Raw genomic sequence first — 14,984 nt, forward strand, 5'->3', positions numbered from 1 at the left:
AGGCGTCCAGTCAGTCACTATTTCAATTGACTGACACCGCCCGAGCAAGCCGCTCCCCAGGGATCTCATTCCACATCTGGATCTACGTCGGTCCAAATGCCTATGGGCAGGAGGCTTTCGACAGGTCCTTCCCAGGGTTCACCCATGACACCCACGGGATCGAAGCCGAGGCCGGGGTTTATCGGATGCTGGTACTGAAATAACAGGGCTGCACAAAACCAATGTGGGAGCGGGCTTGCTCGCGAAGGCGTCCTGTCAGTCACTATTTCAATTGACTGACACACCGCCTTCGCGACAAGCCCGCTCCCACAAGGGTCTCATTCCACATCTGGATCTACTCGGTCCAAATGCCTATGGGCAGGAGGCTTTCGACAGGTCCTTCCCAGGGTTCACCCATGACACCCACGGGATCGAAGCCGAGGCCGGGGTTTATCGGATGCTGGTACTACAGGGCTGCACAAAACCAATGTGGGAGGAGGCTTGCTCGCGAGAAGCGTCCTTCAGTCACTATTTCAATTGACTCACCGCCTTGAGCAAGCCCACACAGGATCTCATTCCACATCTGGATCTACGTCGGTCCAAATGCCCAGGAGGCTTTCGACAGGGTCCCGGGGTTCACCCATGACACCCATGGGATTGAAGCCGAGGCCGGGGTTTATCGGATGCTGGTACTGAAATAACAGGGCTGCACAAAACCAAAGTGGGAGCGGGCTTGCTCGCGAAGGCGTGTGTCAGTCACTATTTCAATTGACTGACACACCGCCTTCGCGAGCAAGCCCGCTCCCACAGGGATCTCATTCCACATCTGGATCTACGTCGGTCCAAATGCCTATGGGCAGGAGGCCTTCGACAGGTCCTTCCCGGGGTTCACCCATGACACCCACGGGATTGAAGCCGAGGCCGGGGTTTATCGGATGCTGGTACTGAAATAACAGGGCTGCACAAAACCAATGTGGGAGCGGGCTTGCTCGCGAAGGCGTCCTGTCAGTCACTATTTCAATTGACTGACACACCGCCTTCGCGAGCAAGCCCGCTCCAAGGGATCTCATTCCACATCTGGATCTACGTCGGTCCAAATGCCTATGGGCAGGAGGCCTTCGACAAATCCTTCCCTGGATTCACCCATGACACCCACGGGATTGAAGCCGAGGCCAGGGTTTATCGGATGCTGGTACTGAAATAACAGGGCTGCACAAAACCAATGTGGGAGCGGGCTTGCTCGCGAAGGCGTCCTGTCAGTCACTATTTCAGTTGACTGACACATCGCCTTCGCGAGCAAGCCCGCTCCCCACAGGGATCTCACCACATCTGGATCTACGTCGGTCCAAATGCCTATGGGCAGGAGGCCTTCGAAGGTCCTTCCCGGGGTTCACCCATGACACCCACGGGATTGAAGCCGAGGCCGGGGTTTATCGGATGCTGGTACTGAAATAACAGGGCTGCACAAAACCAATGTGGGGCGGGCTTGCTCGCGAAGGCGGTGTGTCAGTCACTATTTCAGTTGACTGACACACCGCCTTCGCGAGCAAGCCCGCTCCCACAAGGGTCTCATTCCACATCTGGATCTACGTCGGTCCAAATGCCTATGGGCAGGAGGCTTTCGACAGGTCCTTCCCAGGGTTCACCCATGACACCCACGGGATTGAAGCCGAGGCCGGGGTTTATCGGATGCTGGTACTGAAATAACAGGGCTGCACAAAACCAAAGTGGGAGCGGGCTTGCTCGCGAAGGCGTCCTGTCAGTCACTATTTCAGTTGACTGACACACCGCCTTCGCGAGCAAGCCCGCTCCCACAGGGATCTCATTCCACATCTGGATCTACGTCGGTCCAAATGCCTATGGGCAGGAGGCCTTCGACAGGTCCTTCCCAGGGTTCACCCATGACACCCACGGGATTGAAGCCGAGGCCGGGGTTTATCGGATGCTGGTACTGAAATAACAGGGCTGCACAAAACCAAAGTGGGAGCAGGCTTGCTCGCGAAGTGTGTCAGTCACTATTTCAGTTGACTGACACACCGCCTTCGCGAGCAAGCCCGCTCCACAGGGATCTCATTCCACATCTGGATTAACGTCGGTCCAAATGCCTATGGGCAAATTCAATCACAGCGCTCTATGATTGAACCCCATGACCACCTCCGCTCCGATCCGCCAACCCTGCCCGCCCGGCGCCTGCGACTGCGGGCGTGACCCGCTGCTGGAAACACCCGGCGCGGACCTGCGCATCCTGTTTTTGACCCGCACCGAAGAAAAACGCCTGGTCGACCGCCTGGAAAACCTGCAAAGCCTCCAGGACCTCGAGCACCTGCAACGGCGGATGTTCGAGCAGTTGGGCATCCGCGTGGACATCGTGCCCAGCTTCAACGAAGTGCGGACCATGCGCGGCATCGGCATCCAGGTCGGCGAACTGCCGGGGCTGTGCCGCAAGACCCGCGCCTCGATCCCGGCCGCGATTCGTCGCGCCATGGAAAAACGCCCGGAAATCGCCTACGACCTGCTCAACGCCAACGACCTGTTGCGCGATACCTGACACCCCGAACAAGATCGACGGTCGTACGTGAAGTGCGCGGCGCTGCTATGCCTTCTCAAGGGAGCAAGCGTTTCAGGCCAGGCAGGATGACCCTGGCAAGGCAAACGTGACCGTGGTCCCGGCGCCAACCCGGTGCGCGCAGACACACAGGTGCCAATCCCTGGAAGGAGGTGGCAGATGTTATTCATCGTCAGCTGGAAAATCAGTACGGCCAATCGCAACAGTACGATCGAACGCTTTCTCAAGACCGGCGGCGCGCCACCGGACGGCGTCAAGATGCTCGGGCGCTGGCACGCCGTCGGCGGCGCGGCCGGTTTTGGCATTGCAGAGGCCAACGACGCGGTACCGATCCAGCAGTGGGTACTGCAATGGAGCGACCTGATGACCATGAAGGTCCAGGCGGCACTGACCGACGAACAGGTAGCGCCTCTACTGGCAGCCACTGCCGGCAGGTAATGGCATCGAGGCGGCGAGGCAATCTCGCCGCCTTGACTCGGGGAGGCTGGAGCTGGCGGTTTAACTTACCCAATGACTGGATTTTTCAGCATAAATACCTACGCTCTTTCGCGAGTGATCCAAAATCCTGGGGCCGTCACGGGACTTCTTCCAGGGGATTAACGCCAGTACATCATGGTCATTTGCGCAGGTGATCCCATGCAGGTAAAAACATCCGCCCTGCCCGCCGTCACCCTGTTAGCACTGTGCTGCCAGCAGGCCCACGCCGGCGGCATCATGCTTTACGAAATCGGCACCGATAACGCAGGCCTCGCCAACGCCGGTGCCGCTGCCCGAGCCCAGGGTCCCTCGACGATCGCCAGCAATCCGGCGGGCATGAGCTATCTTCCGGGCACGCAAATCACCGGTGGCTTGCAGGTGCTCTACGGTAACCTGGAGTTCAATCGCGACGGCGACACCAATGTCCCGGGCAGTGGCAGTGGTAACGCCCTCGATCCGATTCCCGGCGGCAGCTTCTTCATCACCCATGAACTGGACGACCACTGGAGCATCGGCTTTGGCCAGTACGCCGACTTTGGCCTGGCGGTCAATTACGACAACGACTGGTCCGGACGCTACTTCTCGCAAAACGCCAGCCTCGGTGGTCTGTCTCTGGTGCCAAGCGTGGCTTACCGCTTCAACGAGCAATGGTCGGTAGGCGTCGGCGTCAAGGCCATGTACGGCATGCTGCAGGCCCAGACTGCCATCGACCGCTCGCCATTCGGCTTCACCGATCGCGGCGACGGCCAGTTCAAGTACAAGGACGAGGATTGGGGTTTTGGCGCGAACGTGGGGGTGATCTACGCCCCGCAAACCGGCACGCGAATTGGCCTGACCTACACCAGCAAGGTCGATCTGGACTTCGAAGACGGGCTGGACATCAAAGGCAATGGCCCGGCATTGGACAGGCTCAATGGCCTGAACACCCAGCTCGATCTGACGGTGCCACAAACCGTGACCCTGAGCCTTTTCCAGCAACTGGATCGGCAGTGGGCCCTGCTCGCCTCGGTCAACTGGCAGGACTGGTCGGAGTTCGGCGAGGTCGGCGTGCAGGTCGACACCACATCCATCGATGCGCGCTCGACTACAATCGATGCCAACTACAAGGACACCTGGCAACTGGCGCTCGGCGCGCAGTACCAGGCCACGCCGCAACTGCTGTGGAACGTCGGCGTGGCATACGACAGCAGTCCCGTTTCGGACAGCGACCGCACGTTGACCGTGCCAATGGCCGAATCCTGGCGCATTGCCACAGGAGCCACCTATGCTGTGAACAAGGACACCGACGTCAACGTCAGTTGGGCCATGGTCTATCTTGGGGATATGCCGGTAGACCAGACCAAATCCACGTCGGGCAATCGAGTTTCCGGTCAGTTCGACACTGCCTGGATTTCGGCCCTGACCGGCAACATGACCTGGCGTTTCTGATAGTTAAAAAAAAGAACGATTTTAACCAAGGAGTAAACAGCACTATGAACCTGACCCGCAAATTGCTTGTCGGCACTGCCCTGGCCGGGCTCATGCTCGGCGGTTGTACGTCGAAAGTCACCGAGAAGGAGCAGTACTCCGGCTACCTGTCCACCTACAACAACCTGCAGGAAGTCGAGACGCCCAGCGGCGGTACAGCAATGCGCTGGGTAAGCCCGTCATTCAACCCGAATGCCTATGACACCGTGGCCTTCACCCGTCTGGAAATGTACCCGGCGCCCAAGCCCAATGAGCGGGTCAACCAGCAGACGCTGAGCGAAATCCAGAACTACATGACCAACAAGGCCAAGACCACGCTGGGGCAGAAGTACCGGGTCGTTTCCAGCCCGGCCGCCGCGCCGGCCGGTTCGAAGACCCTGGTCATGCGTGCAGCGATCACCGGGGTCAGTGCCTCTCCCGAAGGCATGCACTGGTATGAAGTGGTGCCTATCGCAGCGGTCGTGGGCGGTGTGTCCGCAGCGACCGGTATCCGCGATGAAAACACTGAATTGTATATCGAGGCCGAGTTCATCGACGCCAAGAACAATCAGTCCGTAGGCCGGGTCGTGCGCAAGGTCTTTGGCACCACGCTGGAAAATGACAAACAGAAAATCACCGCCCAGGATTTCAAGACGGCGATCGACAAGTTGGGTAGCGACTTCCAGGCGTTCATCAATAAATAACCCGCGGCCTTTGTAGGAGCTGCCGCAGGCTGCGATCTTTTGATTTTGATTTTGATTTTTAAGATCAAGATCAAAGATCGCAGCCTGCGGCAGCTCCTACAGGGGTGTACAGGGGTATCAGTTTTTTTTCATCCCCACCCGCCGGCGCATCTCCGCAGTAATCGTCTGCCGGGTTTTCTTCAGGTCCGCCCAAGGCTCATCGCCCACTTCGGCCAGGCGTTCATGCGCGTTGTGAATGTTCCACTGGTTGCCGCCCTTGAGCTCTTCCACCTCTTCACGAAAGATCGGCATCGACACCGGCAACCCTTCGCGGGTACGCACGGCGTAGGCGCAGATGGTGGTCGCGCCCAATCCGTTGCGCAGGTAATCGATGAAGATCCGCCCCACCCGGTTCTTCGGCCCCGACACCGCGGAAAAACGCTCCGGCAGCATTTTGGCCATGTGGCTGACAATCGCATGGCTGAAGTCCTTGACCTCATCCCAGCCGAGCTTGCGAGTCAGCGGCACCACCAGGTGAATGCCCTTGCCGCCGCTGGTCTTGAGGAACGCCTTGAGCCCCAGTTCATCGAGCACCGTCAGGGTCAACTGGGTGGCCTCGACCATGCGTTTCCACGGCAGCGCCGGGTCCGGGTCGAGGTCGAGGACGAACCGATCGGGTTTGTCGAGGTGGTCCGAGGTGGCGTTCCAGGTATGGAGCTCGACGGTGCTCATCTGCACCGCGCCGATCAAGGCTTCGGCGTTGTTGATGACCATCATCGGCTGGCCTGTGAGTTTCTGGTCGAGGGTGGTGATGCCGGGGATGGCCAGGCGCTCGGCGTTTTTCTGGAAAAACAGTTCGCCGCCGATGCCATCCGGCGCACGCACCAACGCCACGGGGCGATCCTTGAGCTGCGGCAGAATCCACTCGGCGACGCTGGCGTAATACTCCGCCAGTTGCACTTTGGTCGCGCCACTACTGGCGTCGATGACCCGGTCCGGGTGGGTGATACGCACCTTGCCCTGGTCAAGGCCGATCTGCGAAGGCGCGGGTTCGGCTTTCTTCTTCGCGGCGGATGCCTTGTCGGGGGAAGGCTTGGCGGCGGCGGTTTTTTTTCCAGGGGCAGTTTTCACGGCAGTCGGACGCTCCTCGGTGATGTCTTTGGCAGGTTTGTCGTTACGCAGGCCATGGAACACCGCATGGCGCACCGAACCGTCCTTGGTCATTTCGGCAAAGGCCACTTCCGCCAGCAGGCTGGGTTTGAGCCAGTGCACGGCCTTGAACTCGGCACCGCTGGGCGGGTTGACCACTGCGGGCTTCTTCGTCTGCAAGGGTTTGAGTTGTTCATGGATGCTGTTGAGGGTCGCCTCGGTAAACCCGGTGCCGACCTTGCCGGCGTAGCGCAACTCACCGCTGTCCTTGTCATGCAACCCCAGGAGCAGCGCACCGAAGGCATTGCGTGAACCTTTGGGGTCGGTGAAGCCGACGATGACGAATTCCTGCCGATGCTTGCACTTGAGCTTGACCCAGTCACTGCTGCGCCTTGAGACATAGGGTGAACCCAGGCGTTTGCCGATCAGGCCTTCCATTTGCATCTGGCAGGCGCTGTTGAGCAAGGCCTCCGGGTCTTCACCGAAGGACTCGGAGAAGCGCAGCAACGGGTCCTTGCTGGTCTTGAGCACCGTCGAAAGCGCAGCCCGGCGTTCCTCGACAGGCACCTCGCGCAGGTCCACGCCATTGAGATAGGGCATATCGAACAGGTAGTAGAGAATGTTGCCACTGCGCCCGGCCTCAAAGGCGTTTTGCAAGGCCTGGAAGTCCGGCACGCCCTGCTCGTCGGCCACCACCATTTCGCCGTCGAGCCAGGCCGATTCCAGGCCCAGGCCGGCCAGCGCCTTGGCCTGGCCGGGCAGCTTGTGGGTCCAGTCGTGGCCGTTGCGGGTGAAGAGCTTGACCTCGTCGTGGTCGATGCGCGCCATGATCCGGTAGCCGTCGAACTTGACCTCATAACTCCACTGGCCACCCGGGGCCTTTTCCACCAGCGTCGCCAGTTCCGGTTTGATCTGGTCCGGCAGCTTGGCCTTGTGTGCGCCGGTCAGGGGTGCGGATTTTTCCTTGCGCGGCTCTTTATGCTTTGGCGCAGCGGGCTGCTTGACGGCCTTGGGTTTGGCCGCCTTGGGTGTTTTGGCAATGAGGGTCCGTTCGCTGAGCACGCTGTCGGGCTCGGCGGCCACCACGTCGTAATCACTTTCCGGCCGGGCGGCACCGTCCTGATGCTTGATCAGGAACCACTGCTCCTGCTTGCCCGGCATGTGCGTGCGCACCAGGTTCCACAATCCGGCGAGCTTCTCGCCTTGCAGTTCGAACTTGAGCCGACCCTTGGCGTAGGCCTTGGCCGGATCCTCCTGGGGAATCCACACGCCGCGGTCCCAGACGATGACATCACCGGCACCGTAGTGGCCTTCGGGGATGCTACCTTCAAAGGTAGCGTAATCCAGCGGATGGTCTTCGACATGCACCGCCAGGCGCTTGACCTTGGGGTCCAGCGACGGTCCCTTGGGCACCGCCCAGCTTTTGAGCGTACCGTCGAGCTCCAGCCTGAAGTCGTAATGCAGCCGGGTTGCATCGTGCTTCTGGATGCAGAAAAGCAGCGCATGGGCCTTGCCCTTTCGACCGCGAGACCTGGAAACACCGGAAGGCTCGGGGCTTTTGTCGAAGTCCCGCATGTCGTTGTATTTTTCGAGCGGCTTGTCCATGGCGCCTCCGCCGGGTTCATGACTTGAGTCAAACCGTTATTGTCATGAGACCCCGGATGAGTGCGCGAAGGTTCAGTCCTTTTTCGCTGGAGATTTGCCATGTTGGCAGTCACGCTGATCAATACGCTGGTGGTCATCATCACCGTGGTGATCCATTACGAATGTTTGCTGCGCATGAATGACTGGCTGCCACGGCTCAAGTTGTGGAGCCGCTTCAGAATTGTCGTCGGGGTATTCGGCGCCCTCCTGGCCCACGCGATAGAGGTCTGGTGCTTTGCCCTGGTCTATTACCTGATGGTGCATTCCGGCAAATGGGGCAGCCTGACAGGCAACTTCGACGGCTCGCTGATGGACTGCGTCTACTTCTCCTTCACCACGTACACGACGATCGGCTTCGGCGATATTTCGCCTGTCGGCGACCTCAAGTACTTGACCGGTCTGCAAGCCCTTACCGGGCTGGTGCTCATCTCATGGACCGCGTCCTTTCTGTTCCTGGAAATGCAGAAGTACTGGAAGGGCAAATAAGCCTACAATCGGCAGGTGCCGTCTCATCTGCGGAGAGTAATCATGCGCACGGTCCATGTCCTCCAGGCCCCACCGGCATCGGTCAATGTCGTGGGCGAAACGATCACTGTCCTGGCCGGCGGCGATCTGAGCAAACCCTTTGAAATGCATATCCAGGAAGGCGTGCAAGGTGGCGGCCCGCCCCCGCACTTTCACCCGTGGGACGAGGCGTTCTATGTGGTGGAGGGGCAGGTCGAAGTGACCGTCGAAGGCACATCCAGCATCGTCTCGGCCGGGGGCTATGTGCACATTCCTGCCGGGGCGATCCATGCCTACAAGAACGTCAGCCCCACCGCGAAGATGATCGGCGTGGTATCCGATCCCCGGGGCGGGCAGTTTTTCACGGCGATGGATCAGTTCAAGGTCCCCGGGGACCTGCCGCGGATATTCGAGGTGGCCGAGCGTTTTGGCGTGACGTTCCTGGTGCCAACCCCCCCGAATTCGTGATCGTCGCCCCTGTAGGAGCTGCCGAAGGCTGCGATCTTTGATTTTAAAGAATCAAGATCAAAAGATCGCAGCCTTCGGCAGCTCCTACAGGGTTCTCGTCAGGCGGTGCCGTGGGCCTGCTGTTCCAGATGCACTTGCAGATCCGGCTCGATGCCCAGCGCCGCTGCCAGTTCAACCAGGTAACTACGTTCGGCATCCTGCTGATCATCCACCAGCATCACGCTGGCCAGGTACATCTCCGCAGCCATGCCGGAATCCGTTGCCGACTGTGCCACTTCGCAAGGGTCAAGCGGTTTGGCGACTTCGTCATCCAGCCATTGCTGAAGCTCTGGGTCGTCGGTGTGACGGCCGATTTCCTTGCTGATCATCAGCGTTTCGGCCTCGTCGATCCGGCCATCGGCCTTGGCCGCCGCTATCAATGCACGCAGGATCGCATGGCTGTGTTCCTCGACTTCCGGCCCCGCCAGCATGTCCACCGTGCGCATCGCCTGTTGCGGCGCCTGCTGTTGCTGCGTGGCCTGGCTGCGTTGCCAGGCCTGGTAAGCCTGGAAGGCCATCATCCCCAGCGAGGCCAGCGCTGCATAATTGGCACCACCCCCGGAGCGCGATTGCGGCGCACCGCCCATTCGCGAGCCTCCACCCAGCAAACCGCCGAGCAACCCGCCCAGGCCGCCCATGCCGCCTGCCCCGGCGCTGCTGGCGCCACCACCGCCCAACAGGCCGCCGAGCAGTCCGCCCAGGTCACCCAGGCCACCTTGAGCCGACGCCCCACCGCCGCCCTGTTGCGCCCTCGAGCCCTGGCCGGCCCGCAGTAATTGTTCGAGCAGATCGCTGGTGTTCATGACGACGTCCTCATCGAAGGGAGTGATCCAGTCAGACAACGATAGCCTTCGCGGGTAAATGTGCTACCACCGTCTGGCTGACACAGCGCCGTTATATCCGCAGTGTTTTCTTGTGGCGCAGCTAAGATTCATAGGGGGTGAACCTTATTCCCGGATACCCGGTCGATACCTGCAACCCCACCCGGTTTGCCGCCGCCCGCCAGAAGAGGGCGATGACTGGCTTGCTGCACTTTCTGGAGAGCGCCCCCGTGATATCAACCCTACACATCGCCAGGCTCAAAGCCTGGGGTGCCCATGGTTTTACCGCTACTGGCGTGGTCACCGCCTTCCTCGCCACCCTCGCCCTGCTCGAAAACCAGCCGACCCGTTGCCTGCTGTGGCTGGGCGTGGCCCTGATCGTCGATGGCCTGGACGGCGCACTGGCGCGCAAGGTCAATGTGCAGACGGTACTGCCGAGTTTCGACGGCTCGATTCTCGACCTGGTGATCGATTACCTGACCTATGTGTTCATCCCGGCACTGTTCATCTATCGCTATATCCCGCTGCCGGACTACACGCTGCTGCTGACCGTGTCGCTGATCCTGGTGTCGTCGCTGTTCTGCTTCTGCAACGTCAACATGAAGAGCAAGGATAACTACTTCCAGGGCTTCCCCGCGGCGTGGAACGTGGTTGCCCTGTGCCTGTACATCATTGCGCCGTCGCCCTGGATCACCTTCCTCACCGTGATCGGCCTGGCGCTGTTGACGCTGACCCGGATGAAATTCCTGCATCCGTTCCGGGTGCGCCGCTTCATGCCGATCAACATTGCCGTGACCGCGATCTGGCTGCTATGCAGCCTGTCCCTGGTGATCAACCACCCGGTGATCAATCCCCTGGTCATGGGGCTTTGGCTGCTGATGTCGGCGTATTTTCTGGGGATCTGCTTCTGGCGCACGGCGCTTGAGTGGTTCGGCGAATCGCGGCTCAAATAACGCCATGCCTATCCATATCGTACGACTCGGCTCCCCGCGCAAACCGGGGCGGAGGTTGTCCACGTAGCTCACGGCCGTACCCGATTTACTGTAGGAGCTGGCTTGTCGGGTCGCCGCATCGCAGCGAAGGCGTCCTGCCAGACGCCCCATCTACCGCGGCCGTACCCGATCTACTGTGGGAGCGAGCCTGCTCGCGATGGAGATCAACGATGACGCGGGCCCCCTGATACACCGCGGTGCTCTCAGGTTTTTCGCGAGCAATCGAGCGTCGACCGGCTGCTCATACAGGGGCCCCGCCGCCATCGGCCATCCGTGGCCGAGAGGGCTCAACGCCTCGTAATCACCACCTCAAGGTATTCACTGGGCACCACCATCGACTTGTCCCCCGCCCGGTTCAGGCGGTTGAGCAGTTCGGTCAGGTCGTCTTCCAGGGCCTTGGCGCCATCGGGGGGCAGTGCCGCGAAGGCCTTGTGGATCGGACCGTACCAGCTGCGGAAGGTGTCGATGAAATGCTCGGCCGAGCGATAGCGGAAGTTGAAGGTCCGGCGAGTGACCTGCAGCAGGAAGTCGTGCTCGTCGAAGTGCTTGCGCAGCCAGGCTTCGGTACCCCACAGCGACGGCGGTTGCGCGCCGGGTGGTGGCGGCATGTGCTGCCCCAGGGTCTTGAAAATCTGGCCGACGAAACCTTCCGGCGTCCAGTTGGCCAGGCCGATCCGCCCTCCCGGGCGACACACCCGCGCCAGCTCCGCGGCGGCCTTGGCCTGGTCGGGGGCAAACATTACGCCGAAGGTTGAAAGCACGGCGTCGAAACTGCCATCGGCGAAAGGCAGCGCCTCGGCGTCAGCCACCTGGAAGGTCACGTTCAGGCGTTCCGCACGGGCGCGGTCTTCGCCGCGTTCGAGCAGTGCGGCGACATAGTCGGTGGACGTAACCCGGCAACCGCGACGCGCGGCGGCCAGGGTCGCATTGCCGTTGCCGGCGGCGACGTCCAGCACCTGCTCATCGCACAGCAGGTCGCAGGCCTCGGCCAGTTGCTCGCCGACGATCTGCAGGGTGGTGCCGATCACGGCGTAGTCGCCACTGGCCCACGCGGCCATTTGACGGGTTTTCAAGGCAGCAAGATCAATAGGTGTACTCATGGAGACAATCTCTGGTTTGGAACAGGATCGGGCGCACGCTCACTCAGCCGTGGTCGGATCGATGATGTTCATGACCTGGGAAATGCGATTGGCCGGGAAGCCGCCCTGCCTGGCGTGCTCCCTGATGAGCTCTTCGTTAGGCGCGATGTACACGCAATAGAGCTTGTCGCCCGTGACATAACTCTGCAGCCATTGCACCTCTGGCAACTCGCGCAACACCCTGCAGGATTTTTGCGAGACGGCTTTCAAATCCCTTTCTGACAGTGCTCCGGCGCCTGGAATCTCGCGTTCAATGACGAACTTGGGCATGGCAACCTCACTTTATTGTTATTGATGACAGGACCCGGTGGCCCTGTGTGCGAACTATCTCTCTGCCGCTGACTGGCGTCCTGTCCGATCGTCGGCCAACACTGCCCGATCGTCCGGAGAATTCACGTTAAGCCGTGACGCGTTCACAATCGGAAACCCCCACACGGGAAAAACGTCCATGGACGCCCTGTCACAGACCCTGCGTGTCGTCCGCCTGGTCGGCGCGATCTTCATCAACGCCAGGTTCACCGCACCCTGGTGCTATCAGTCGCCCAGCGCAGACACGGCGGCGCCGTTCCTGGAGCCTGGCGCCGAACGGGTGGTGATCTTTCACCTGATCACCGAAGGCGAGTGCTACGTCGAACTGGGGGATGATCCGCCGCTGCTGCTCAACCCCGGCGACGTGGTGATATTCCCCCAGGGGCACGCCCATCGCATGAGTTCGCGCCCCGGGTTGACGCCCGCCAGCGGTGCGCGGCTCGACGAGGTACTGGCGCGGCGCCCGCGGCAGTTGAGTTATGGCGGTGGCGGCGCGGTGACGCGCCTGGTGTGCGGCTACCTGGCCTGCGACACGCGTCTGGCCGGCATGTTGCTGGCAGGGCTGCCGCCCGTGGTCAGGGTCAATGTGCGTGGCTCGAACGCCGGCATCTGGCTGGAATCTTCGGTGCGTTATGCCTTGGCCGAAGCGCGCTCGCCAAGGCCTGGCGGCGAAGGCGTGCTGGCGAAACTGGCCGAGGTGCTGTTCATCGAAGTGCTGCGCCTGTACATGCACGAACACGGCGAGGGTCGTACCGGTTGGCTGGCCGGCGTGAGCGACCGGATCGTCGGTGCGGCCCTCAACGCCCTGCACAAGAAACCCTGCCACGCCTGGACCCTGGATGAACTGGCGCGCACGGCCGGCACCTCGAGATCGGTCCTGGCAGAACGCTTTGCGCAACTGGTGGGGGTTTCGCCGATGCAGTACCTGACGCAATGGCGCATGCTGCTGGCGGCCAATCTGTTACGCAGCAGTAACAGTTCGTTGATACGCATCGCCGAAGAGGTGGGTTACCAGACTGACACGGCGTTCAGTCGAGCGTTTCGCCGAGAGTATGGAGCGCCGCCAGCTGCTTGGCGGCGCAGTCAGGAGAAACGCACAATGGCCCACGGTGAGGTGAGCCATTGATGCGGTCCTTTGATCTCAAGCCGCTGGAGCAGCGGCCTTCGCCTCTTCCAGCAACTGCTGGATCACCTTCTCCTGAGTCTCATAGCTGCCCTCGCCAAAGTGGGTATAACGCACCTGCCCCTTGGCATCGATCAGGTAGTGAGCCGGCCAGTACTGGTTGTCGAAGTTGCGCCAGATCGCATAATTGTTGTCGATCGCGACCGGGTAGGTGATGCCGTATTCCTTCACCTTGTCCTTGACGTTGTCGATGATGCGCTCGAACCCGTACTCGGGGGTGTGTACGCCGATCACCACCAGGCCGTCCTTCTCGTACTTCTTCGCCCAGTCCTTGACGTACGGCAGGGTGTGCTTGCAGTTGATGCAGTCGAAGGTCCAGAAGTCCACCAGCACCACTTTGCCCTTGAGCGATTCGTTGGTCAGCGCTGGCGAGTTGATCCACTCCACCGCACCGGTCAGGGACGGCATGGCGCCCTGGGCGTTGTCCATGGACTCGGCCTTGACCTTGCTGACGAAGTAATCGACGACCTTCGGCACGTTTTCCAGCAAGCCTTTCTCGACACTGCCGACCCCTTGCGACGAGGTATTGGCCAGCAGTACATCGTTGGTGCCGGTGGCAATCACCGCCGCCCCGGCCAACACCGCCACACCGGCACCCCGACGCAACCAGCCAGTGACCGGGATCGACGGCTTCAGGCGATTGACCAGGCCACGACCGGCGAAGATCAAGGTGCCCAGGGACAATGCGCTACCCAGGCCGTAGGCCACCAGCAACAGACTGGTCCCGGCGTTGGCGCCTTGCAGCATGGCGCTGGTCAGAATCACCCCGAGGATCGGCCCGGCGCACGGCGCCCAGAGCAGCCCGGTCGCCACGCCGATCATCACCGAACTCAGCGGGCCGGACATCTTGCGGCTGTTGGGGTCGATGCGATTACCCAGGGCAACGAACGGACGCGCCAACCAGTCGCCGACCCGTGCGGAAATCAGCGACAGGGCGAACAGCACCATCACGATCAGGGCCACATGGCGCCCGGTGTTGCTGGCTTCGATCACCCATTCACTGCTGACCACGGCCAGGCTGGAGATCAGGGCAAATGTCACGGCCATGCCGCCGAGGGTCAGCATGATCGACGAGCGCGTACGGTCGGCACCGGCGAACAGGAAGGGTACGACCGGGAGGATACAGGGGCTGAGGACGGTCAATATGCCGCCCAGGAAAGCGATGAGTAACATGGGGGTCACCATTGAAAATTTTGGGTGGCATGGACCGCCCCCTGTAGGAGCTGGCTTGCCAGCGAAAGCGGTCTAACGGCCACAACCCGGGTTGTATGGGCTGCCGCCTTCGCTGGCAAGCCAGCTCCTACAGGGGATCGGCGGTGTATTCGGGGTTCAGGCCGTCTGGCCATCCAGCAACTTGCCTTGCGGTGTACGGCTGGAACCGTTCTCGGCGAGGAAGGCATCACCGCCCTTCTCGGCCACCGGCGTCAGCTGAAAGCAGGTGCTGCTGCCACAAGCGTTCTGTTCTACAGCGGCGTTGGCATGGGCCGCGGCGCCGGCAACGGAGAAAGCAAAAGCGGTCAAAAAGCGGGTAACGTTATTCATGATGTTCTTCCTGGCGTGAGTGGAATGCGCTAAGCGTGATCGC

General features: G+C 61.0%; 14 protein-coding genes. 8 read left to right on the forward strand and 6 right to left on the reverse strand.

Translation table 11 applies throughout. The features are described 5' to 3' along the window. Positions 1 to 2,125: 2,125 nt before the first annotated feature. From DKB71_RS21055 to DKB71_RS21070, 4 genes are all read left to right on the forward strand, one after another. Positions 2,126 to 2,527: a hypothetical protein gene (locus tag DKB71_RS21055; protein WP_274076924.1), complete on the forward strand. Its 402-nt coding sequence runs from the start codon at positions 2,126 to 2,128 to the stop codon at positions 2,525 to 2,527. Between the two features lie 177 nt (positions 2,528 to 2,704). Continuing rightward, positions 2,705 to 2,983 (forward strand): DUF3303 domain-containing protein, encoded by a 279-nt coding sequence (locus DKB71_RS21060; RefSeq protein ID WP_274076923.1) that lies wholly within the window; start codon positions 2,705 to 2,707, stop codon positions 2,981 to 2,983. A gap of 198 nt (positions 2,984 to 3,181) precedes the next feature. Then, positions 3,182 to 4,450: an OmpP1/FadL family transporter gene (locus tag DKB71_RS21065; protein WP_274076922.1), complete on the forward strand. Its 1,269-nt coding sequence runs from the start codon at positions 3,182 to 3,184 to the stop codon at positions 4,448 to 4,450. 44 nt (positions 4,451 to 4,494) lie between these two features. Continuing rightward, the gene (locus DKB71_RS21070; protein WP_274076921.1) at positions 4,495 to 5,172 is read left to right on the forward strand and encodes a DUF3313 domain-containing protein; all 678 of its coding nucleotides are present in this window, start codon (positions 4,495 to 4,497) and stop codon (positions 5,170 to 5,172) included. A 117-nt stretch (positions 5,173 to 5,289) separates the two neighbouring features. Here the strand turns inward: DKB71_RS21070 and ligD are convergent, their stop codons facing one another. Further along, positions 5,290 to 7,905 (reverse strand): DNA ligase D, encoded by a 2,616-nt coding sequence (gene ligD, locus DKB71_RS21075; RefSeq protein ID WP_408597177.1) that lies wholly within the window; start codon positions 7,903 to 7,905, stop codon positions 5,290 to 5,292. Between the two features lie 99 nt (positions 7,906 to 8,004). Between ligD and DKB71_RS21080 the strand changes: the two genes are divergently transcribed. Both DKB71_RS21080 and DKB71_RS21085 read left to right on the forward strand, forming a co-directional pair. Continuing rightward, a complete protein-coding gene (locus DKB71_RS21080) occupies positions 8,005 to 8,430 on the forward strand; it encodes a potassium channel family protein (protein ID WP_274076918.1) in 426 nt (141 codons plus the stop codon). Positions 8,431 to 8,472: 42 nt separating this feature from the next. After that, on the forward strand, positions 8,473 to 8,916 hold the full coding sequence (locus DKB71_RS21085; RefSeq protein ID WP_323628072.1) for a cupin domain-containing protein: 444 nt from the start codon (positions 8,473 to 8,475) through the stop codon (positions 8,914 to 8,916). Between the two features lie 98 nt (positions 8,917 to 9,014). On the opposite strand, the gene DKB71_RS21090 is transcribed toward DKB71_RS21085, so the two are convergent. Continuing rightward, entirely contained in the window at positions 9,015 to 9,758 is a 744-nt protein-coding gene (locus DKB71_RS21090; RefSeq protein ID WP_408597180.1) for a tellurite resistance TerB family protein, read from the reverse strand. A gap of 248 nt (positions 9,759 to 10,006) precedes the next feature. On the opposite strand from DKB71_RS21090, the gene pcsA reads away from it, so the two are divergent. Next, complete coding sequence (gene pcsA / locus DKB71_RS21095; protein WP_274076913.1) at positions 10,007 to 10,729, forward strand: phosphatidylcholine synthase; 723 nt, start codon at positions 10,007 to 10,009, stop codon at positions 10,727 to 10,729. 326 nt (positions 10,730 to 11,055) lie between these two features. Here the strand turns inward: pcsA and DKB71_RS21100 are convergent, their stop codons facing one another. Both DKB71_RS21100 and DKB71_RS21105 read right to left on the reverse strand, forming a co-directional pair. Next, positions 11,056 to 11,868 (reverse strand): class I SAM-dependent methyltransferase, encoded by an 813-nt coding sequence (locus tag DKB71_RS21100; protein ID WP_274076912.1) that lies wholly within the window; start codon positions 11,866 to 11,868, stop codon positions 11,056 to 11,058. Between the two features lie 39 nt (positions 11,869 to 11,907). Next, complete coding sequence (locus DKB71_RS21105) at positions 11,908 to 12,177, reverse strand: DUF4242 domain-containing protein (RefSeq protein WP_008063076.1); 270 nt, start codon at positions 12,175 to 12,177, stop codon at positions 11,908 to 11,910. Between the two features lie 178 nt (positions 12,178 to 12,355). Between DKB71_RS21105 and DKB71_RS21110 the strand changes: the two genes are divergently transcribed. Continuing rightward, a complete protein-coding gene (locus DKB71_RS21110; protein ID WP_274076911.1) occupies positions 12,356 to 13,342 on the forward strand; it encodes an AraC family transcriptional regulator in 987 nt (328 codons plus the stop codon). 15 nt (positions 13,343 to 13,357) lie between these two features. Here the strand turns inward: DKB71_RS21110 and DKB71_RS21115 are convergent, their stop codons facing one another. Both DKB71_RS21115 and DKB71_RS21120 read right to left on the reverse strand, forming a co-directional pair. Next, a complete protein-coding gene (locus DKB71_RS21115; RefSeq protein WP_408597184.1) occupies positions 13,358 to 14,572 on the reverse strand; it encodes a cytochrome c biogenesis protein DipZ in 1,215 nt (404 codons plus the stop codon). 156 nt (positions 14,573 to 14,728) lie between these two features. Then, positions 14,729 to 14,941 carry a hypothetical protein gene (locus DKB71_RS21120; RefSeq protein ID WP_323607974.1) on the reverse strand — a complete coding sequence of 71 codons (213 nt, stop codon included), beginning with the start codon at positions 14,939 to 14,941 and terminating at the stop codon, positions 14,729 to 14,731. Between the last annotated feature and the right edge of the window lie 43 nt (positions 14,942 to 14,984).

Origin of the sequence: Pseudomonas sp. PLMAX (assembly GCF_046042685.1) — a bacterium.
Classification (GTDB): Bacteria; Pseudomonadota; Gammaproteobacteria; order Pseudomonadales; family Pseudomonadaceae; genus Aquipseudomonas; species Aquipseudomonas putida_AE.